Consider the following 18,919-nt stretch of genomic DNA (forward strand, 5'->3'; position numbering starts at 1 on the left):
AATGGCGTAGACTCCCGGCCATGTTCCACCGACGTCTGATCCTGCCCCTCGTGCTCCTGCTCGGCGCGGCGCCTTCGGTCGTCCACGCGTCGAGTCTCAGTATCCAGACCCTGAGCTTCGGCGGCATCGTCGACTCGATTGGCGCGACGCGTTTCGATCCGACACTCGGGACGCTGGACAGCGTCGGTGTGACCATCAACGGGGTGCTGACTGCCAGCGGGATGGCACCGCCGGTTGCCGGGACGGCCGGGCCCTATCTCTTCGCGGTGAGCGTCGAGCAGCGGTTCGGCGTATCGGCCGCTGAGCTCTTCGAGTTTGGCAGCCCCGCCCAGTTCCGGCTGGACGGTGTGAGCGCCGCTGCAGGCCAGCCGTTCACGCTGGTCGTGCCCTTCACGTATACCTTCACCTTCACGTCGCTGAGCGACATCCTCGGCTTCGTGCTGCCCGGTTTCAGCGGCCCGACGGTCCCGCCGGTCACGGTGAACGGGCAGCGCGCGGACTTCGTCGGCGATCCGGCCGTGCCTGGCGTGATCACCCTGACCCACGTCGGCACAGGTGTGGCCGTCACCGGCCCCGTGCCGGTGGTCACATCCGTCAGCAGTCAGGGCGCGATGATCCTCGAGTATCGCTATACGCCCGCGGATCCGTCGGTGCCTGAACCCGCCACCGCGCTGCTGCTCATGGGCGGGCTCTGGTTCGTGGTCCGGCGTCGCCGCGCGTCCTGACGCGTCCTGCGGCACGCCGCGCGGCGGCGGTGTCCTCGGTCGGCGAAGGGCGGTTCGCCCTCAGCGCGCGCCGGCGATCGTGTAGTCGACCAGCACCCCGCCGACGAAGCGCGCCGTGACCTGCTGGCCGTCCGTGGCGTACTGCCGCACCACGACCTCGAGGCGTCCGTCGGCGCGCTGGCATGGTAGTGCCAGGTGTCGTCGGTCGCCAGCGGCCACAGCACTCCCTTTGGTCTAGGACACCAACCGCCGCGTGTTCGCATGTGCCTCGCGCCTCCCCAGCGCGGCCCGCATCGTCGCCTGCGCCAGGCGCTCACAGACGTCGGTCCACGCCCGCCCCAGCTGATCACCAGTGACCTCGGAGGCCTCGAACCTCGCGGCGCACTCCCGGCGCCACTCGGCCCCGGCCCGAGCGACGACCCACTGCTCGTACGCGGCCATCCAGCGAAGCGCCTTCAGGGCGGACCACCAGGCCGGCAACTGCCGGCCGGCGGCCTCGTGTGGCGGCAGGTCCTGCAGGCACCACACCTGCCGCAGCGCCTCGGTGTCCGCGACCGTTCGGGGCGTCGGGTCGTACCGCGGCAGCAGCACGCTCAGACCTGGCGACGGGACGCAGGCGACGCCGAAGCCCCACAGCACCAACCAGCCGCCACCGTCGAGTGCCACGTGGTATGCCGCCGAGCGCGAGTCCGAGGGGACGCGCGGCGGCACGCGGCGTGCGCCGTGCGCGACGAGCAGGTTCTCGTGGTGATGGCGGATGTCGCACCCCCAGCACCACAGCTGCTGATTCATCAACAGGCGGATCTCCCGACGGAGCGCTGACGGCGGCAGGCCTGTGGACGACGGCAGTGCGGACATGTCGGCAGCACATCCCAGGCCGGCGGACGGCCGCGAGCAGATTCCGACGAATGGCGCCGCGACCACGACCGCCTGTCGCCGCCGAGCGGCGAGCGGCGCGGTCGACGTGCGACGTTCAGCAGATGCGCCAGCTACGGCGACACGGACAGGAACAGATACGTGGCGAGCAGCGACAGGTGGACGCCGGCCTGCAGCAGCGTGGCGCGCCCGGGCACGACCGTCAGCACCGACACCACCGCCGTCAGCGCCAGCAGCACCAGGTGCACGCTGCCCAGGCCCAGATGCAGCGGACTCGGCAGCCACGGCGACACCAGCGCCATGACCGGAATGGTCAAGCCGATGCTGGCCATCGCCGATCCGTACGCCAGGTTCAGGCTGATTTGCAGCTTTCGGACGCGTGCCGCTCGCACCGCCGCCACCGTCTCCGGCAGCAGGATCAGCAGCGCGATCACCACCCCCACCACCGCGAGCGGCATGCCTGCGGCGAGGACGCCGCGCTCCACCGCGGGCGACACCAGCTTGGCCGATCCCACCACGGCGACCAGCGCCACCAGCAGCAACGCCAGCGAGATACCCGCGACCCGCGCCGACGGTCGCTCGACATGCGTATCGTCTGGCAGTGGGGCCCCCTCGTCGGTGGTCGGCAGGAAGTAGTCGCGGTGACGTCCCGTCTGCACGATGACAAACAGGCTGTAGAGCGCCAGCGAAATCACGGCGGCGAAGACCAGTTGCGTCGGCGAGAACACCGGGCCCTGCGCACTGGACGTGAAGGTCGGCAGCACGAGCGCCAGCGTCGCCAGCGTCGTCACCGTGGCCATCGCCGCGCCGGCGCCCTCGGCGCTGAACTGCGCGACGTTCTGTCTGATCGTGCCGGCCAGCAGCGAGAGGCCGACGATGCCGTTGCACGTGATCATCACCGCCGCGAACACCGTGTCCCGGGCCAGCGTCGCGGCATCGCCGCCACCACTGAACATCAGCGTGACGATGAGCGCCACTTCGATGACGGTGACGGCGACCGCGAGGACGAGCGAGCCGTAGGGTTCTCCCACGCGCAGCGCCACCACCTCCGCGTGGTGGACGGCGGCCAGCACCGCGCCCCCAAGGAGCGCCCCAATCAACGCCACCGCCAGCAGCGGCAGGTCGCGTCCCCACGCGACGGGGACGGCCAGGGCGGTCACGATGGGCAGCAGCGTTGTCCAGCTCGTCGGTGAGACACGGGAGACATCGACCATTCCCCAGTGTTTCACGAGCGACCCACTCTGGTCGCGTGTGCCATGCCTTACGTGTCGGGAAGGACGCGCACGTCTGAGGCTGCCCGGGAACCAGCGAGCCTCAGCCGTAAGGAGAGGGTTCAGCTCAGCGGCAGACGATGTCGCCGTCGTCGACGGCGCGGCCGATCAGGGCGCCGGCGCCGGCGCCGAGCAGGGTGCCCAGCGTCTTGGATCCGCCAGGGGCGATGACATGCCCCAGCACACCCCCGGCGAGACCACCGACGATCAAACCCGTGGTGCCATCGTCGCGCCGGCAGTAGTACCGGTTGTCCGAGCCGCGGTAGATCATGTCGCTGCGCCCCATGCGGCGCGGCCGGTAGCGCCGGTCATCCCGGCGGTAGTACTGCGCCGCATCCCAGCCACTGTAGCGGGCGTCGTAGCGCGGTCCGCCCCAGTCGCGGCGGTCGTCGTAGCGGTCGCGTCGATCGTCCCGGCGATCGTAGCGGTCGTCATAGCGATCGCGACGGTCACGGCGCTGGTCGTCGTCAGCCCTGACCGGCGTGGCCTGGAGAGCGATGACCGAGGCCAGGAGCGCTGCCACGGTTGCCATTCTGATGCGATGCACGTCGACCTCTCGTTCGGCGGTCCCGATTGACCTTGCCCCGGGGAGTGCAAGCGATGTGCCGGCTGTGCGACGACGAGAACGACCAGCCGGGGGCTTCCGGACGACCCGAGTGGCCCCTCGGGAGGACGCCTCGCCGCGAGATCCGTCCTCGTTGGCGGAAACAGGGATGTGTGCCACACACGACAGCGGATGGCCCAGGGCGCCGATACGCTGCGGCCATGACATCTGTCGCGCAGGCTCTCACCACTCGTCGCATGCATGGGCTGGTCTACCGTGGCCCCGGTCAGCGTTCCTGGGAGGAGGTCCCCCGGCCGCAGCTGCGGGACCCCGGAGACGCCATCGTGCGGCTGACGACGTCCACCATCTGCGGCACCGACCTCCATATCCTGAAGGGCGACGTCCCCAGCGTCACCGCGGGGCGTGTCCTCGGGCACGAGGGCATCGGTGTGGTCACCGAGGTGGGCCCAGGGGTGTCGACGTTCGCGGTCGACGATCGGGTCCTGATCTCGTGCATCACGTCGTGCGGCCGCTGTGACTTCTGTCGCCGTCAGATGTACTCGCACTGCCGGCAGGGCGGCTGGATCCTGGGCAACACCATCGACGGCACCCAGGCCGAGTACGTCCGCATTCCCTTTGCCGACACGAGTCTCTACGCACTGCCGGCCGATGGCGATGAAGAGGCCCTCGTGATGCTGAGCGACATCCTGCCGACGGGCTTCGAGTGCGGCGTGCTCAGCGGCCAGGTGGCGCCAGGCAACACCGTCGCCATCGTGGGAGCGGGGCCCATCGGCCTGGCCGCCCTGCTGACGGCGCAACTCTATTCACCGTCCAGCGTGGTGATGATCGACATCGACGACGCACGCCTCGCGATGGCGAAGACCTTCGGCGCGACGACGCTGGTCAACAGTGCGGATGGCGGCGCGGTGCAGCGAGTGCTGGACCTGACGGACGGGCTTGGCGTGGACGTGGCCATCGAGGCCGTTGGCGTGCCGGCGACGTTCGACATCTGCCAGGCCATCCTGGCGCCGGGTGGTCGGCTTGCCAACGTCGGCGTCCATGGCGCGCCCGTGTCCCTGCACCTCGAGAAGCTCTGGGATCGCAACATCACGATCACGACGCGGCTGGTCGACACCGTCACCACGCCGAAGCTGTTGACCATGGTGGGGACCGGTCGGCTCGAGCCGCGCCGGCTGGTGACGCACCGCTTCGCGCTGCACGACATCCTGCAGGCCTACGACACCTTCGAGCACGCCGCTCGAGAGGGCGCCCTGAAGGTCATCCTGCACAGTGATCCCGCCGCGTCGCACTGAGCACCGGCCCTGGCGTCGCCGACCGACGTGTGCCCGATGGAACTGCGCCGCGCGCGCAGGTGCGGGATCCTCGTGGCATGTGGAACAAGAAGGAACCCGACTCCCTGACCAGCATGCAGCCGGGGGACGTCCTCGTGTCGCACGGCAGCGCCGTCACGGCCCATGAGATCAGCATCGTGCCGGATGCCCCGCACACGGCCGCCGCCACCCACGACGCCGCCGTCAGCGATGGCTGCGCGGAGGCCGAGGAACTCGGCGTCGATGCCTGGCTCACCGAGGATCAGACCCACGTCGTCAAGATCGCGTCCAATCGCTGACCCGACCTGACCGCCGCGGCGCCCTGCCGATCCGGGGGGGCGCGACAACCGGTCGCAGGCAGGCATCGCGTTCCGTCGGACAATGGCCCGATGCGCATCCTTCCGATGCTCGCCGTGCTCCTGTCCGCCTCGTGCGTGGGCGTCACCGCCCAGCGCCCCGTCGAGCTACTGGCCACGCCCGCCGGCGCCGGCAGCGGCATGTATGCCCTCGCGACGGGGGCTGATGGCCGGACCTACCTGACCTGGCTCGAGCCCGTGACAGGCGGGGGGCACGCCCTGAAGTTCTCGCGGCTCGACGCCGGTGCCTGGGCGCCACCCAGGCAGATCGCGCAGGGCGCGAACTGGTTCGTCAACTGGGCCGACCATCCATCACTCACGGCCACGCGCGATGGCCGCCTCTTCGTCCACTGGCTGGTCAACACCGGGCAGAAGGCGGGCGCCTACGGGTACGCGATCCGCGCCCAGTCGTCCGCTGACGGCGGGCAGACGTGGCAGACGGTGTTCGAGGAAGGCACGCAGAACGTGTCGGACTACTCCGGCTTCCTCTCGTTCCTGCCGACCGGTGCGGGCATGAGCGCGGTGTACCTCACCCCGCTGGCGCCAGACACCGCAGCGACACACGCGGCGCACGGCGGTGGGCACGCCGAGGGCCACGTCAAGACGGTGGGCATCGCCAGCTTCGCGCCCGACGGTCGCGAGCTCGCACGCACGATCGTCGATCGCGACGCGTGCTCGTGCTGCAGCACCGACATGGCCGACACCGCGGACGGCCCCGTCGCGGTCTACCGCGATCACGAACCCGGCGAAATCCGCGACATCGCCATCGTCCGCCGCGTCAACGGCACGTGGACGGCCCCGACGCCGGTGCACCGGGATGGCTGGATGATCCCCGGGTGTCCGACCAACGGTCCGGCCGTGGCTGCGGCCGGAAAGACGGTGGTCGTCGCCTGGTTCACCGCCGCCGGCGGCACAGCCAAGGTGCTGGCGGCCTTCTCGGACGATGCCGGGGCGACGTTCGCGGCCCCCATTCGCGTCGACGACGGCGACCCGGTCGGCTGGGCGGGAGTGACCATGCTCGATGGCAGTCGCCCCATCGTCAGCTGGCTCGAACGCAAGGGCGGCGGTGGTGAGGTGCGGCTGCGCGAAGTGTCCGCGACCAGCCGATCGGAAGCCCTCACCGTGGCCGCCACCTCGAATGGGCGCGCGACCGGCATCCCGATGATCGCGCGCGCGGGCGACGACCTGATCGTCGCGTGGCGCGACGGCCAGGTGAAGACGGCGCGCGTGCCGTGGCCGACACCGCGCCCGCGGCCGTAGGCGGCGTCCCACTCACGGCACGGCGATGCCGTACTGACTTAGGACCGCCCGCACCTTGTCGAGCGGAAGGGCCTCGACGGTCCGGCCGTTGCCCGTCACGGTGGTCGCGGCGAACATCGAGTTGTAGATCGCCTCCTCGGTGGCTTCGACCACAGCCTGGAACAGGCCGGACATCGGCTCATTGGCCAGGTCCTCCACCGTGCGCTGCCGCGTGTCTCGGCCCGCGGTGCCCTGCGCCAGCGGTCGCCGACGCACCTCGCGGGCCGTCGAGAAGGCGAGCACGTAGTCGCCGCTGCCGTTGGAGGCCGATGACCCCGTGCGCGCGAGGCCCATGATGCCGCGCGCGGCCAGGCGCTCGAGGTTGCGATCGGAGAGCGGCGCGTCGGTCGCGACCACGATCATGATCGAGCCGTCGCCCCGCTCCTGGTCGGCGACGTCGCGGAAGGCGTACTGCCCCAGCGCCTTGCCGACGGGCGCGCCGAGCACCTGCAGCACGCCCCCGAAGTTGGATTGCACCAGCACACCCACCGTCCAGCCCCCGAGCGCGACGGGAAGCACGCGCGACGAGGTGCCGATGCCACCCTTCCAGCCGAACGCCACCGTGCCCGTTCCGGCGCCCACCGAGCCTTCCGCCACGGGACCGCTCGTGGCACCGTCCAGCGCGCGTCGCACGTGGTCGGCCCCGATCGGCCGCCGACGAATCGCGTTGAGTCCGCCGTCGTTGGTCTCGCCGACCACGGGGTTGATCGAGCCGACCGCCGCCATGACGTCCCGCTCGAGCATCCACTCGGTCATCGCGTCGGCGGCCTTCCACACACAGAGCGTGCAGGTCAGCAGGATGGGCGTCTCGAGTTCGCCGAGTTCACGCAACTGCGTCACGCCGAGCAGCTTGCCGTAGCCGTTGCCCACATGCAGGGCGGCCGGCACGCGCTCGAGGTACGGGTTGCCTTCGTGCGGAAGGATCGCCGTGACGCCGGTCCGCACGTCGTCCCCCTCGATGATGGTGACCTGGCCGACGCGTACGCCAGCGACGTCGGTGATGCCGTTGAGAGGACCCGGTGCAAAGACGCCCGGAGCGACGCCGAGCTCACGCGCCCGTGCGCGCCCCTGGGCCTGAAGCCCCGACGGGGGCACGGTCACGACAACGAGCAGCAGGGCGACGGCGAGGGACTGACGACGCAGCATGGCCTCAGCCTCTCACACCGGGGTCGACGCGGCGGGCGCCGTCGTGCCCGGGGTGCCGCTACACTGCGCGCATGTCTGCCGACGCCCTCGTCATCACCAACGCCACCGCCATCCTGCCGGACCGCCTCCTGCCCGATGCCCGCATCGTCGTGCGTGACGGCCGGATCACGGCGGTGGGCGGCGCCAGGACCCGCGTGCCTCGCCGTGCGGCGGTGATCGACGCGCGCGGCGGCTTCGTCTCGCCCGGCTTCATCGACGTGCATGTGCATGGTGGGGGCGGCGCCGACTTCATGGACGGCACGCCGGCCGCCGTCCGCACCGCCTGCGCCGTCCATGCGCGGCACGGCACCACCACGATCTTTCCGACGACGACCACCGGCGCCCCGCACGAGATCCACGCGATGATCGATGCGTGCCGGACGGTGCGCGACGAGGCCGTGCCGACGGGTGGCGCGCGCATCGCGGGCATCCACCTGTACGGGCCGTTCTTCGCGCCCGACAAGGTGGGGTGTCATTCCGCCGATGGCCGGCGCGACCCGACGCCGGCGGAGTTCGCCCGGTACTTCGCGACGGGCCTCATCCGCATCGCGACCTGCGCGGCCGAACTCCCCGGGGCGCTGGCGTTCTTCCGCACGGCGCGCCGCCAGGGGTGCTTCATCACCTGCGGTCACTCCAACGCGTCGTGGACCGAGATGGCGGCGGCGTTCCGCGCCGGCATGCGACACGTCGATCACTTCTGGTGCGCCATGAGCAGCGTGCCGTCCATCCGGGCCAGGCTGGGCACACCGATGCAGGGCAGCATGGAGCAGTACGTGCTGATGCAGGAGGCGATGAGCACCGAGGTCATCGCCGACGGGCAGCACCTGGCGCCGGAACTGCTGCAGTTCGCCTGGCGGATGCTCGGCGCCCGCCGGTTGCTGCTCGTCACCGACGCCAGTCGTGCCGTCGACATGCCGCCGGGCCGTTACCGGTTCGGCCCCGTCGAGACGGGCACGGATTTCGATCACGATGGCAAGGTCGGGCGTGCTCCGCAGGGGGGCCTGGCCAGTGCCTCGGTGGGCATGGACCACATGGTCCGCACGATGCTCGCGGCGACGAAGGCCCCGCTGTGGGAGGTCGTCCGCATGGCCAGCCTGACGCCGGCCGAGCGGACCGGCATCGCGCATGACACCGGCAGCCTGACGGTCGGCACGCGGGCCGACATCGTGGTGCTGGGGCGCCGCCTGGCCGTGACGCACGTGCTGGTCGGCGGGGTGCTGCAGCCGCGGTAGCGAGACGCGCGGCCAGGCGCGCTCACTTCTTCTTCGCGGCCGTCCGTGTCTGCGGCACGATGGTCTCGGCGCGCGCCAGCATGTCGACCAGGCTGGCGATCTTGCGCGCGCGCCCCTCCGGCGTCTTCATGGCGTTGGTACGGAAGGCCAGCGCGAACAGGTTCACGCGTCCGAGCGTGGCGAAGGTGCGCCGGGCCTTCGGATTGGCGTCGATGGCCGCGCGCAGGTCATCGGGCAGCGCGTCGACACTCGCGCTGCGAATGGGGGCGTACGCCGCATCCCAGCGCCCATCGGCCTTCGCAGCATCGACCTGCGCCTGTCCGTGCGGCGTCATGCGTCCCGCCGCCGTCAGGCGGGCGATGTGATCGCGGTTGACCTGACTCCAGATGCTGCGGGCGCGGCGCGGCGTGTAGCGCTGCAGGAACGACTGGGCGTCGAGCGACTTCCTGATGCCGTCGATCCACCCCCAGCACAGCACGACGTCGAGCGCCTCGGCGTAGGTCACGGTGGGCAGGCCCGACCCCTTCTTGTACACGCGAAGCCAGAGCTCCGGCTCGGAGGCGTGGTGCTGCCGCATCCACGCCTCGAAGGCGGCCTCGGTGGGGAAGCTGTGGATGCGGGCGGGGTCGGGAACGATGGGCGCCATGGCGTGCTTCGGTACCACGACCGCCAGCGGGGGCACAAGGGTCCGAACGACTGGTCATGGCCCCGAACGCGGGCCGCCCGCGCTATTGCCAGTGAGGTGCCACGCCACATGCGCTCCAGGACTCTCCCGCTCGTCGTCTCGCTCCTGCTCGCCACCCCCCTCGTGCTGTCGAGTCAGGCTCCGCCGGAAGTGTTCGACTCCTGCCCGACCGCCGCCCAGGACGCCATGCGCGCGGCCCGTGTCGAGTTCGAGCTCACCGGCATGAGCTTCGCGATGTCGACGCAGGGCACGCTGAACTGCGGCGGGGCCGTCGGCTTCGCGGATTCGGCGACCGGTCGGGCGATGCGGCCGACCACCATGCTGCGGATTGGCAGCATCTCGAAGCCCGTGACGGCCATGGCCATCCTGACGCTCATGGAGGCCGGGCAGCTGTCGCTCGACGACAAGATCATCGATCGGCTGCCTGACCTGGTGCCCCCTGGCGGCGTCGTCGATCAGCGGTGGACACGGGTGACCCTGCGCCACCTGCTGCAGCATTCCTTCGGGTGGGCCCGGGCCACCGGTGGCGAGCCCATTCAGAGCAGCCGCACCATCGCGCCGGCGCTGGGGATTCGCGGACCGGCGACGTCGACCGACGTCACCCGATGGATGTTCCAGCGGGCCCTGCACTTCGAGCCAGGCACCAGATACGAGTACACCGGCATTGCGTACGCCATGCTGGCGCTCGTCGTCGAACGTGTCTCGGGCATGCCCTACGAGAAGTACACGCGCGAGACCGTGCTGGAGCCGCTCGGCATCCGGACGTCGATGCGCATCGGACGGACGCTCGTCGAGGGCCGCTCACAGCCGGCGACAGCGAGCCGCCACGAAGCCGCGTACTTCGTCGCCCCCTCGGTCACGCCCGTCCCGAGTGTGTTTCCCTGGGTCACCGGCAACGTGCCCCGACCGTACGGCGAGTTCTACCTGGAGAGCATGGAAGGCTCCGGGGGCTGGTTGGCGACGGCGCCGGCCCTGGTCCGCCTCATCGATGGCGTGTTCGGTCGGCCGGGCCGCCCGTCGATCTTTCAGCCGGCGACGCTGACGGCGATTCAGGCGCTGCCGTCCTTCCTGCCCCCGGGCTCGTCCGGGTACATCGGCCTCGGCTGGCAGATCTTCCCGGTGGCGGCCGGCAATCGCATCCGGTTCGCTGGCGGACTGCGCGGGACGATCTCCGAGGTGTACTACCTGCCCAACGGCCGCTCCTACGCCTACATCACCAACTCTTCGGGCGACGTCAACGACAGCGACGCCGGCCCGATCTCCAACCGCATGTTCAGCGCCGTCGCCGCCGTGCCGAATCCTGGCACCGATATCGGCAGCACTGCGGCCTACATCGACTCGACGGCGGTCGTGCCGCAGATCCGCGCGCAGCGGGGCGTGGTCGATGCCACCACAGGCCTGCCCGGCCTCACCCCCGGCCGTCGCTTCTCGATCCATGGCTGGCGTCTCGCCGGGACCTCGAACCAGTCGGTGGCACTGCCGACGACGCTCTCGGGTGTGCAGGTGCGGATCAACGGCCAGGTCGCAGGGCTGTATTCGGTCAGTCCGGATCGGATCGACGCCCTCGTGCCAGCGTTGACGACGGTTGGCACGGCCACGCTCGAGGTCGTGCGCGACGGTGTGGTCGGAGAACCGGAGCCAGTCGAACTGCAACTCGGCGCCGACGACGGCGATGGGCTGCCGACGGACTGGGAGGTGCAGTTCGGCCTCGACCCGGCCTCGGGAACCGGCCCCAACGGTGCGATCGGTGACGCGGATGGCGACGGCATCTCGAACGCGGCGGAGTACGCCGCCGGAACACATCCGCGGGGCACTGTCGTCCGCTACTTCGCCGAAGGCGCCACGTCGTCGCTGTTCGATTCGTCGTTCGCCATCGTCAACACGTCGTCGAAGGCGGCCAACGTGCTGATGCGGTTCCTCAAGGCCGATGGCACGCGCGTCGGTCACTATCTGAAGGTGGGGCCGAGCACGCGCGCCACCGTCGCGGCCAAGGACGTCCCCGGTCTGGCCGTCGCCGAGTTCTCGACCATTGTCGAGGCCGACCAGACCCTCGTCGTCGACCGCACCATGCGGTGGGGTGATGGCGGCTACGGTGCCCACGCCGAGACGGCCGTCGTGGCGCCAGCGCCGACGTGGTATCTCGCCGAAGGCGCGACGCACAGCGGCTTCGACCTCTTCTATCTGCTGCAGAACCCGTCGGACACCACCCGTCCGGTTCGGGTCCGCTATCTGCGTCCCGTCGGCGCACCGCTCGAGAAGACCTACACGCTCGCGCCGAACTCCCGCACCAACATCTGGGTCGACGTCGAGGAGTTCCCGGGCATCGGCCAGGCCCTCATCGACACCGACGTCAGCGCCGTCATCGAGTCGATCGACGCCGTGCCGATCATCGTCGAGCGGGCGATGTACCGGTCGAATCAGGGACGCACCTTCAATGCCGGGCATGAAAGCGCCGGCATCACCACGCCGGGCACCCGCTGGTTCCTGGCCGAGGGCGCCACCGGCGCCTACTTCGACCTGTTCGTCCTGTTGGCCAATCCCAACGGCGCCGATGCGCAGGCCGTCGTGACCTACCTGCTGCCCGACGGCACCACCTACACGAAGGCGATGACGATTCCGGCCAACTCGCGACAGAACATCTGGGTCGATGTCGAGACACCGGACGGGACCACCGGATTCCCGCTCGCGGACACGGCCGTCTCGACCACGGTGGAGGTGACCAACGGCGTGCCGGTCATCGTCGAGCGCGCCATGTGGTGGCCGGGCGATGGCAACTCGTGGCACGAGGCACACAACTCTGCCGGCGCCACGTTCACGGGCACGGCGTGGGCGCTCGCCGAGGGCGAGATCGGCGGTGGCGGCGCCGCCTACGAGACCTACATCCTGGTGGCGAACACGTCCTCGCGCACCGGGCAGGCCCGAGTCACGCTGATGTTCGAGGATGGCACCAGCGCGGTGCGGACCTTCGACCTGCCGGAGACGAGTCGGGCCAACGTCGCGGTCGCCGCGGAGTTCCCCGAAGCGGCCGGCCGCCGGTTCGGCGCGCTGATCGAGAGTCTCGGCACCACGCCCGCGGAGATCGTCGTCGAACGCGCCATGTACTCGAATGCCGGCGGTGTCACGTGGGCGGCTGGCACCAACGCGCTGGCGACGCGTCTGCGGTGACCGGCGCGGGAGATTGACAGCCCGACCGTGCGCGTCATAATCGCCGCGACACCGGGCCTCGAGGTCCCCGCATGAGGAAGACGCTGCTGGCTGGATTCGCAATGGTGGTGCTCGGCGCCGTGATCGTCGCCGGGGCACGCTGGACATCGGTGGGACAGCAGTCGCAGTTCGTCGTCGGCGGGGCGCTGATCGACGCCGGCTACGGACTGCAGGACGGCCTCGAGAGCTACGACTTCGAGCACCACCACGAGATCACGCCCGAGCAGGTCTGGGCCGAACTGCAGAAGCAGAACGGCCGGGCTGCGGGCATGCGGCACACCTTCCCGCGCACGCCGCGTCACGCACTCGTGGCGCTGGTCGTGTGCATGGACGCCCGCATCGACACCAACGAACTGGTCGGCGACACGCGTCACTACTACTACGTGATTCGCACGGCCGGGTCGGTGATGAGCGAGCGCGAGGAAGAGATGCTGGAACTCGCCGTCGAGAACGGCGTCAAGCTGGTGGTGCTGACCACGCATTCCGATTGTGCCGCCGAGCGCGTCGCGAAGACCGAGGCGCTGCGCGCCCGGTACCCGTCGCTGGCCTCCGCCGTCGACGAGCGCGAGTCCCGCATCGCCGAGTTCCTCGCCCGCCCGGCCATCAAGGCGGCCGTGGACACGGGCGCGCTGGCCGTCAAGCGCGTCGCCATCGACACGCTGCACGACGAACTCGCCGCCCGCGTGCCCTGAGACGGACCGCCAGGCGAGCGTGTGCCCTGCGAGGGGCTGCCAGGGCCTCGGGGATCAGAAGCAGCCGTCGGGCAGCGGCGCGTCCATGGCACGGGCCGAGTCGCACCGCACGAAGGCGATGCGCGCGGCCGGAAACGCCAGAAGGGTCTCCCGCGCCGCCACGTGGTCGTCGTTGCTGTACGGCCTGGACGGGTCCTCGCGCATCGCGTCCGCGATGGCGTCGAGCTGGCGGCGCATCTCCGCCTGCAACCAGCCGTCGGTCTGCCCCTCATCGACCTGTGCCGCGGTCGCCGCCGCCTCATCGAGCACCGCGAAGTACTGGGCGCGCCACTCCGGCGTGGCGAGAAGCTTGCGCAGCAGGACGTTCTCGTCGTGACGCATCGTGACGGGGAAGTCGGCGTTCTGGAAGGCGTTGTCTTCGTCCCACGCGATGAACACGTGCTGGCTGCGGTCCTCCAGGCGGTACAGGTAGAAATTGTTCATGCCGTCGTAGCCGAGGAAGCCGTCGTTCTGCGCGACGAAGTTCTGGAGCGCAACGTAGCGGATGAACGCCGGCAGGTCGAGGCGGTCGGCCAGGGGCGCCGTCAGGGACTCCGCGGGTGTCTCGTTGGCCAGCCGCACCAGTTCCTCGATCGGGCCCCACTTCTCGCCGTCGCTCCTGTCCTCCCTCGTCTTGGCATCGAACCGTTCGCCGTACGGCGCGAGGTCGGCGCCGAGGTACTCGAACCGCCAGGGCGCCCCGAGGACGTAGTTGTATTCGAACAGATAGCCGTCGTTCTGGACGTTGTCGTCGATCTCGCCGAAGACGCGTGCCAGCAGGTCCTTGTCCACCGACTCGACGATGGCGTAGAGGCCGATGAGCTCGTTGTTGACGTAGAGCCGCGCAAAGGACTCACGCGAGGCCGGCACACCCATCCGGGCGAACAGCCGCATCGTCACGCTCTCCTTCACACCCGACGGGTCCTGCGTCAGGTTGTCGAGCACGATCGACTTGAGGCCGAGGAAGGTCTGGGCGCTGGCGTAGCGATCGAAATCGACCCGCAGGCCGGGCTTGGTGGCACTGCGCGATCCGAGCCCGCGCGAGCGGATGCCGATGTTGCGGACCGTCAGGTCGTTCCAGCGCAGATCGGCCGGGTAGTAGGTGTTCTCCTGGAAGCTCTGCTTGAGCTTCTCCCAGTCCTGCGAGTGCATCAGCAGATCGACGCGGTGCAGCGTCGTGATGTCGAAGAGGACGTCGGTGCCCTGGGCCAGCGCCGGACGGGCGGTGCACAGGACCACGGCGACCAGCACCCCCAGCCAGCGGGCCAGCCGACCTGACGACGACATGCGATCCCTCACTTCCTCAGAACACCACCTGCAACCGGACGACACCTGACAGGAAGGACGACGCACCGGCCTTCGGAGTTCGTGTCGCATCCGTGAAAGTTTCGTGAAGCGCGTTGAGGACCACCTTCACGTGCGGCATCACGTACCAGTTCACGCCAGCGGTGGTGATGCGGGTCCTGTTCTCGACCAGGTGATCAGCGCGCGGATTGCTCAACGCCGGGCCGTCCCTGTTCACGCTGCCGAAGGCCAGTTCCTCGTACCGCGCCGCCAGCTCGATGGCGCCCGGTCCGCCGCGCACCACCGAGCGCTTCATGCTGATGTTGTCGTCCTTGTCCTGGCCCGTGACCAGCCAGGTGCCAGCCACGTACCATCCCGTGCCGAGCAGATCGGACAGGTCCACGTTGCCGAGTCCCTGGCCACGGCGGTCCTCGCGCGACTGGATCCACTCGGCGCGCAGGCCGTACGGGCCCGGCGTCCAGTCGAGTTCCAGCCCGAGCCGCTGCCGGCGCCCGTTCACGTAGACGGGCTCGAAGTAGTCGTAGCCGTAGGGCGTCTCGCCTCGCAGGCTGTTGAGGCCTTCTGGCAGCTGGCCATTGGTATAGGCCGCTCCCACCCGCAGCGATCGCAGGACGGTGTCCTCGCCCACCAGTGGACGCAGGAGCGCCGCCGTGACACGGCCGGCGTAGGTGGGCCCCAGGTCATCCTCGGCGTCTGGCGTGAACTGAGGCTCGGTCAGCTTGCCGATGTCTCCGTCCGTGGCAAACGCGCCCACTTCGTAGGTGAGGCCGCGCCCGAATGCGCGCCCGTGCAGCAGGACGCCCGTGTCGCGCGCCGGCGTCAGCTGGGTGGAGATGCGGGCCCGGTAGATGAAGTCGATCTCCGTGCGCCCGAGATTCTGCTCGAACCCGAACGGGATCTTGAACCGGCCGGCCCTGACGCCGGCGCGGTCGAACGTGTCCCAGTTGACGTAGACGTCCTTCCAGTCCTCCCACTCGCCGTTGTCGTCGATCTCGCGCTCGATCTCGAAATCGACGTGCCGCGTCAGTTCGCCCTTGAGCCCGATGCGCGCCACGTCGAGCCGGTAGGTGTCCTCGTCGACGTCGGGGTCGAAGCCTCGCGTGTCGAACACCAGCCGTGATCGCAGCGTGACGTAGAGGTCGTCGCCGAAGATCAGGGCGGGGCGCTCGTTCTTCCAGCCGAACCCGCGGGCTGCGGGGGGCTGGGCGGACGCGGCCGGGGCGCCGCAGAGCAACGAGGTGGCAAGGAGCAGGGCACAGCGTCGCATGGACGTCACGTGAATCACCTGACAGGCCATGGTGTCATGCGATAGTGGTGCGACGCCATGCCAGAGTGTGGCAGTGGTGTGAAAGAGGATGCTGCCATGGCCCGCCTGCTCGTCGTCCAGCAGATTGCCGACGACGACGAGATTCTCAACAGACTGCCAGGACTCGAGAATCTCCACGTCGAGCACGTGACGACCGCCGCGGCCGCACTCCGTCGCCTGGCCGACACGCCCTTCGACGCGATGCTCCTCAGTCCGGCGTCGTCGTTCGAGGAGGATCTCGCGTTTCTGGAGCAGGCGCGGGCGCTGCGCCCTGGCGTGCGCGCGGTGTTCCTCGCCGACGACGCCACGCCCGAGGCCGTCATCGCCGCGCTGCGGGCGCACGTCTTCGCCGTCTTCACCAGGCCCTTCCATCCCGATCAGATCGCCGACCTCGTGCGCAAGGCGGCCGACGACCACGACTGGGACAGTCATGGCATTCGCGTGCTCGGCGCGTCGCCGCACTGGATCTCGCTGCGGGTCAGTGCGCACCTCGTGAGCGCCGATCGACTCGTCACGTTCATGGGCCAGCTCCATCGACGGCTGTTCCCGGCGCCGACCATGGACCTGCTGCTGATGGCGTTCAGGGAGATTCTGCTCAACGCCATCGAGCACGGTGCGGGCTTGGATGCGGGGAAGGACGTCCGCGTCGATGCCATCCGCACGCAGCGTGCCCTGACGTTCTACTTCCGCGATCCGGGGCCGGGTTTCGTCGCCGGTGCGCTGCCACACGTGGCGTCAGCCGGCGATCCGATCTCGCACATCGAGCGACGCGAGCAGGCAGGCCTGCGGCCGGGGGGCTTCGGCCTGATGCTGTCGCGGCAGCTGGTCGATGAAGTGCTCTATCACCCGATGGGCAACGAGGTCCTGCTGGTCAAGCACCTGGAGTGAGCGGATCGGCCGCCGCCTGACGCAGGAGGCGCTCGGTGGCGTCATCGGCCGGCACGTCCTGAGCGGTGCCGAAGGTCGCGATGACCGTGAACAGCGACAACCGCAGGCCGTCGGCCAGCTGCAGCAGCATCGCCCGGCTCGGGTGGGCGCGGCCAGACTCGAGGAAGCTCACGTGCCGCTGTGACACCACGGACTCGAGGGCGAGCCCGAGCTGCGACAGCCGGCGCTTCTGGCGCCACGAGCGAAGCAGGTGCGGGAAGGACACGGGCAGTCTGGCGTCGGACCCCTTCTCGAGGAGAACGCACATGACGACCCGCCTGCTGGCCCTCTCCATGGTGATTGCGCTGTTCGGCGCCTTGACGGCGATCGCACTCGCCGACGTCGGCTTCATCGGCATCCTCGCGCCGCACTTCCAGAGCTGGGGCGCTGGCCAGGTGTTGGCCGACCTGGTGATTCTCGCCCTGCTCTCGTGCATCTGGATGGTCCGCGACGCCTCGGCGCGCGGCCTGAACGCGTGGCCGTTCGTCCTCGTCACCCTCGTGGCCGGGTCGTTCGGGCCGCTCTTCTACCTGGTGGTGCGCGAGCGTCGGGCCACGCGCCCCCTCGTCACGGCCGGATGACCGTGCCGTCACGTCGTCGGGTCGTGCCCCACGAGTAGTCGAAGTTGGGGGGACCTGGCTTGAACGGGAACTTCGCGGCCAGCGCCTCGTCCACCTCGACGCCGTGCCCGGGCGCGTCGTTGGCCACCATGTAGCCGTTCTTCTGTTCCGGCGCGCCCTTGAACACCTCGCGCGTCTCGGCGGGGAAGGCCCCGCCCTCGTGGATGCCGAAGTTGTAGGTGGAGAGTTCCAGCGCGAGCTGTGCCGCATGCGCCACCGGCGAGGCGTCGCCCGGGCCATGCCAGGCCGTGCGCACGCCGAAGAACTCCGACAGCGCCGCCACCTTGCGCGCCGGGCTGAGGCCGCCGATCTGCGAGATGTGGATGCGGATGAAGTCGATCAGGCGCTCGGAGATGAGCGGCAGGTATTCCTGCACGGTGTTGAACAGCTCGCCCATCGCGAGCGGGATGCTGGTCTGCTGGCGCAGCTGGCGGAACCAGGCGTTGTCCTCGGGCGGAAACGGATCCTCGAGGAAGAACAGGTTGTACGGCTCGAGCGCCTTGCAGAGGTTGATGGCTTCGTTGAGCTGCACGCGTTCGTGCACGTCGTGCAGCAGCTGCACCTCGTCGCCGAGCGCGGTGCGCAGGTGCGCGAAGAGCTTCGGCAGCATGCGCACGTACCCGGCCGATTCCCAGATCGCGCGCGGGTTGGTCGGCCCGATCGCTTCATCGGCGGAGCCGGCGGTCGCGGCGTCGCTGCGCGCGCCGTAGGTGGCCAGGCCGGGCACGCCGCCCTGCACGCGCACGTGGCGGAAGCCGGCGGCGATGCCCTTGCGCGCGTTGTCGGTCACCTCGGCGAAGTCCCGGCCGCTCGCGTGGTAGTAGCAGTCGGCACCGTGCCGCACCTTGCCGCCGAGCAACTGGTACAGCGGCAGGCCGGCGCGCTTGCCGAGGATGTCCCAGAGGGCGATGTCCACGCCACTCATGGCGTTGAACAGCACGGGGCCGTTGCGCCAGTAGGAGCTCACGTACATCGACTGCCAGATGTCCTCGATCTCGTCGACACGGCGACCCACGAGGAAGGGCCGCAGATACTGGTCGATCGCGGTCTGGACGACGAGGGCGCGCTGGGTGAAGGTGGCGCAGCCCCAGCCGTGCAGGCCGGGCTGATCGGTCATCACCTTGACCACGACCAGACGGATGCCATTGGGCGCGGTCAGCACGACCTGGATGTCCCGGATGCGGATGGGGGGCAACCCGCGAGGCGCGGGCGGCACCGCCGGGACCTGCGCGAGGACCTCGCGGCCGGTTGCGAGGGTGGCCCCGGCCATCGCGGGGGCCGCCGCGAGCTTGCGCAGCACGTCACGTCGATTCATGCGGTCT

At 69.8% G+C, this 18,919-nt stretch carries 18 protein-coding genes and 1 pseudogene; 9 read left to right on the forward strand and 10 right to left on the reverse strand.

What is annotated here, in order from left to right:
- The first annotated feature begins 20 nt into the window (after window positions 1–20).
- Window positions 21–725, forward strand: a complete 705-nt coding sequence (locus Q0C41_RS01625; protein WP_291980694.1) for a PEP-CTERM sorting domain-containing protein — start codon at window positions 21–23, stop codon at window positions 723–725.
- Between the two features lie 60 nt (window positions 726–785).
- On the opposite strand, the gene Q0C41_RS01630 is transcribed toward Q0C41_RS01625, so the two are convergent.
- From Q0C41_RS01630 to Q0C41_RS01645, 4 genes are all read right to left on the reverse strand, one after another.
- Window positions 786–944, reverse strand: a complete 159-nt coding sequence (locus Q0C41_RS01630) for a hypothetical protein (protein ID WP_291980695.1) — start codon at window positions 942–944, stop codon at window positions 786–788.
- 15 nt (window positions 945–959) lie between these two features.
- The gene (locus tag Q0C41_RS01635) at window positions 960–1,583 is read right to left on the reverse strand and encodes a hypothetical protein (protein WP_291980696.1); all 624 of its coding nucleotides are present in this window, start codon (window positions 1,581–1,583) and stop codon (window positions 960–962) included.
- Window positions 1,584–1,714: 131 nt separating this feature from the next.
- Window positions 1,715–2,815: an ionic transporter y4hA gene (locus Q0C41_RS01640; protein WP_367079080.1), complete on the reverse strand. Its 1,101-nt coding sequence runs from the start codon at window positions 2,813–2,815 to the stop codon at window positions 1,715–1,717.
- Window positions 2,816–2,939: 124 nt separating this feature from the next.
- A complete protein-coding gene (locus Q0C41_RS01645) occupies window positions 2,940–3,404 on the reverse strand; it encodes a glycine zipper 2TM domain-containing protein (RefSeq protein ID WP_367079081.1) in 465 nt (154 codons plus the stop codon).
- Window positions 3,405–3,673: 269 nt separating this feature from the next.
- Between Q0C41_RS01645 and Q0C41_RS01650 the strand changes: the two genes are divergently transcribed.
- The 3 genes from Q0C41_RS01650 (at window position 3,674) to Q0C41_RS01660 (ending at window position 6,363) form a co-directional block, all read left to right on the forward strand.
- Entirely contained in the window at window positions 3,674–4,729 is a 1,056-nt protein-coding gene (locus tag Q0C41_RS01650) for a zinc-dependent alcohol dehydrogenase family protein (RefSeq protein WP_367079082.1), read from the forward strand.
- Between the two features lie 77 nt (window positions 4,730–4,806).
- Window positions 4,807–5,046: a hypothetical protein gene (locus Q0C41_RS01655; RefSeq protein ID WP_291980700.1), complete on the forward strand. Its 240-nt coding sequence runs from the start codon at window positions 4,807–4,809 to the stop codon at window positions 5,044–5,046.
- Window positions 5,047–5,136: 90 nt separating this feature from the next.
- Entirely contained in the window at window positions 5,137–6,363 is a 1,227-nt protein-coding gene (locus Q0C41_RS01660; protein WP_291980701.1) for a hypothetical protein, read from the forward strand.
- 12 nt (window positions 6,364–6,375) lie between these two features.
- On the opposite strand, the gene Q0C41_RS01665 is transcribed toward Q0C41_RS01660, so the two are convergent.
- Complete coding sequence (locus Q0C41_RS01665; RefSeq protein WP_291980702.1) at window positions 6,376–7,548, reverse strand: P1 family peptidase; 1,173 nt, start codon at window positions 7,546–7,548, stop codon at window positions 6,376–6,378.
- A gap of 71 nt (window positions 7,549–7,619) precedes the next feature.
- Here Q0C41_RS01665 and Q0C41_RS01670 point away from each other — a divergent pair, with 71 nt between their 5' ends.
- A complete protein-coding gene (locus Q0C41_RS01670) occupies window positions 7,620–8,819 on the forward strand; it encodes an amidohydrolase family protein (protein ID WP_291980703.1) in 1,200 nt (399 codons plus the stop codon).
- A gap of 22 nt (window positions 8,820–8,841) precedes the next feature.
- On the opposite strand, the gene Q0C41_RS01675 is transcribed toward Q0C41_RS01670, so the two are convergent.
- On the reverse strand, window positions 8,842–9,465 hold the full coding sequence (locus Q0C41_RS01675) for a YdeI family protein (protein WP_291980704.1): 624 nt from the start codon (window positions 9,463–9,465) through the stop codon (window positions 8,842–8,844).
- 108 nt (window positions 9,466–9,573) lie between these two features.
- On the opposite strand from Q0C41_RS01675, the gene Q0C41_RS01680 reads away from it, so the two are divergent.
- Both Q0C41_RS01680 and Q0C41_RS01685 read left to right on the forward strand, forming a co-directional pair.
- Window positions 9,574–12,669 (forward strand): serine hydrolase, encoded by a 3,096-nt coding sequence (locus Q0C41_RS01680; RefSeq protein ID WP_291980705.1) that lies wholly within the window; start codon window positions 9,574–9,576, stop codon window positions 12,667–12,669.
- A 71-nt stretch (window positions 12,670–12,740) separates the two neighbouring features.
- A complete protein-coding gene (locus Q0C41_RS01685) occupies window positions 12,741–13,400 on the forward strand; it encodes a carbonic anhydrase (protein ID WP_291980706.1) in 660 nt (219 codons plus the stop codon).
- Window positions 13,401–13,454: 54 nt separating this feature from the next.
- Here Q0C41_RS01685 and Q0C41_RS01690 read toward each other — a convergent pair whose 3' ends face one another.
- Both Q0C41_RS01690 and Q0C41_RS01695 read right to left on the reverse strand, forming a co-directional pair.
- Window positions 13,455–14,726: a CotH kinase family protein gene (locus Q0C41_RS01690; RefSeq protein ID WP_291980707.1), complete on the reverse strand. Its 1,272-nt coding sequence runs from the start codon at window positions 14,724–14,726 to the stop codon at window positions 13,455–13,457.
- A gap of 16 nt (window positions 14,727–14,742) precedes the next feature.
- Window positions 14,743–16,011 (reverse strand): porin, encoded by a 1,269-nt coding sequence (locus Q0C41_RS01695; RefSeq protein ID WP_291980708.1) that lies wholly within the window; start codon window positions 16,009–16,011, stop codon window positions 14,743–14,745.
- A gap of 96 nt (window positions 16,012–16,107) precedes the next feature.
- Between Q0C41_RS01695 and Q0C41_RS01700 the strand changes: the two genes are divergently transcribed.
- Window positions 16,108–16,938, forward strand: coding sequence for an ATP-binding protein (locus tag Q0C41_RS01700; protein WP_291980709.1), 831 nt, complete (start codon window positions 16,108–16,110; stop codon window positions 16,936–16,938).
- 103 nt (window positions 16,939–17,041) lie between these two features.
- Here the strand turns inward: Q0C41_RS01700 and Q0C41_RS31310 are convergent.
- Window positions 17,042–17,245 (reverse strand): annotated as a pseudogene (locus Q0C41_RS31310) (helix-turn-helix transcriptional regulator); the annotation flags it as partial.
- On the opposite strand from Q0C41_RS31310, the gene Q0C41_RS01710 reads away from it, so the two are divergent.
- Window positions 17,244–17,558 carry a DUF2834 domain-containing protein gene (locus Q0C41_RS01710; protein WP_291980711.1) on the forward strand — a complete coding sequence of 105 codons (315 nt, stop codon included), beginning with the start codon at window positions 17,244–17,246 and terminating at the stop codon, window positions 17,556–17,558. The pseudogene Q0C41_RS31310 and the gene Q0C41_RS01710 overlap by 2 nt on opposite strands.
- Here Q0C41_RS01710 and Q0C41_RS01715 read toward each other — a convergent pair.
- On the reverse strand, window positions 17,545–18,912 hold the full coding sequence (locus Q0C41_RS01715) for an enolase C-terminal domain-like protein (protein ID WP_291980712.1): 1,368 nt from the start codon (window positions 18,910–18,912) through the stop codon (window positions 17,545–17,547). The two genes, Q0C41_RS01710 and Q0C41_RS01715, sit on opposite strands and share 14 nt — an antisense overlap.
- Window positions 18,913–18,919: the final 7 nt, after the last annotated feature.

Origin of the sequence: Luteitalea sp. (assembly GCF_022842525.1) — a bacterium.
Taxonomy (GTDB): Bacteria; Acidobacteriota; Vicinamibacteria; order Vicinamibacterales; family Vicinamibacteraceae; genus Luteitalea.

Bases quoted from the DNA above. Each gene is read 5' to 3' on its own strand.
- Q0C41_RS01700 (WP_291980709.1), top strand. From the start codon at position 16,108: ATGGCCCGCCTGCTCGTCGTCCAGCAGATTGCCGACGACGACGAGATT.
- Q0C41_RS01680 (WP_291980705.1), top strand. From the start codon at position 9,574: ATGCGCTCCAGGACTCTCCCGCTCGTCGTCTCGCTCCTGCTCGCCACC.
- Q0C41_RS01685 (WP_291980706.1), top strand. From the start codon at position 12,741: ATGAGGAAGACGCTGCTGGCTGGATTCGCAATGGTGGTGCTCGGCGCC.
- Q0C41_RS01675 (WP_291980704.1), bottom strand. From the start codon at position 9,465: ATGGCGCCCATCGTTCCCGACCCCGCCCGCATCCACAGCTTCCCCACC.
- Q0C41_RS01660 (WP_291980701.1), top strand. From the start codon at position 5,137: ATGCGCATCCTTCCGATGCTCGCCGTGCTCCTGTCCGCCTCGTGCGTG.
- Q0C41_RS01710 (WP_291980711.1), top strand. From the start codon at position 17,244: ATGACGACCCGCCTGCTGGCCCTCTCCATGGTGATTGCGCTGTTCGGC.
- Q0C41_RS01640 (WP_367079080.1), bottom strand. From the start codon at position 2,815: ATGGTCGATGTCTCCCGTGTCTCACCGACGAGCTGGACAACGCTGCTG.
- Q0C41_RS01650 (WP_367079082.1), top strand. From the start codon at position 3,674: ATGCATGGGCTGGTCTACCGTGGCCCCGGTCAGCGTTCCTGGGAGGAG.
- Q0C41_RS01695 (WP_291980708.1), bottom strand. From the start codon at position 16,011: ATGCGACGCTGTGCCCTGCTCCTTGCCACCTCGTTGCTCTGCGGCGCC.
- Q0C41_RS01655 (WP_291980700.1), top strand. From the start codon at position 4,807: ATGTGGAACAAGAAGGAACCCGACTCCCTGACCAGCATGCAGCCGGGG.
- Q0C41_RS01645 (WP_367079081.1), bottom strand. From the start codon at position 3,404: ATGGCAACCGTGGCAGCGCTCCTGGCCTCGGTCATCGCTCTCCAGGCC.
- Q0C41_RS01635 (WP_291980696.1), bottom strand. From the start codon at position 1,583: ATGTCCGCACTGCCGTCGTCCACAGGCCTGCCGCCGTCAGCGCTCCGT.
- Q0C41_RS01665 (WP_291980702.1), bottom strand. From the start codon at position 7,548: ATGCTGCGTCGTCAGTCCCTCGCCGTCGCCCTGCTGCTCGTTGTCGTG.
- Q0C41_RS01625 (WP_291980694.1), top strand. From the start codon at position 21: ATGTTCCACCGACGTCTGATCCTGCCCCTCGTGCTCCTGCTCGGCGCG.
- Q0C41_RS01690 (WP_291980707.1), bottom strand. From the start codon at position 14,726: ATGTCGTCGTCAGGTCGGCTGGCCCGCTGGCTGGGGGTGCTGGTCGCC.
- Q0C41_RS01670 (WP_291980703.1), top strand. From the start codon at position 7,620: ATGTCTGCCGACGCCCTCGTCATCACCAACGCCACCGCCATCCTGCCG.
- Q0C41_RS01715 (WP_291980712.1), bottom strand. From the start codon at position 18,912: ATGAATCGACGTGACGTGCTGCGCAAGCTCGCGGCGGCCCCCGCGATG.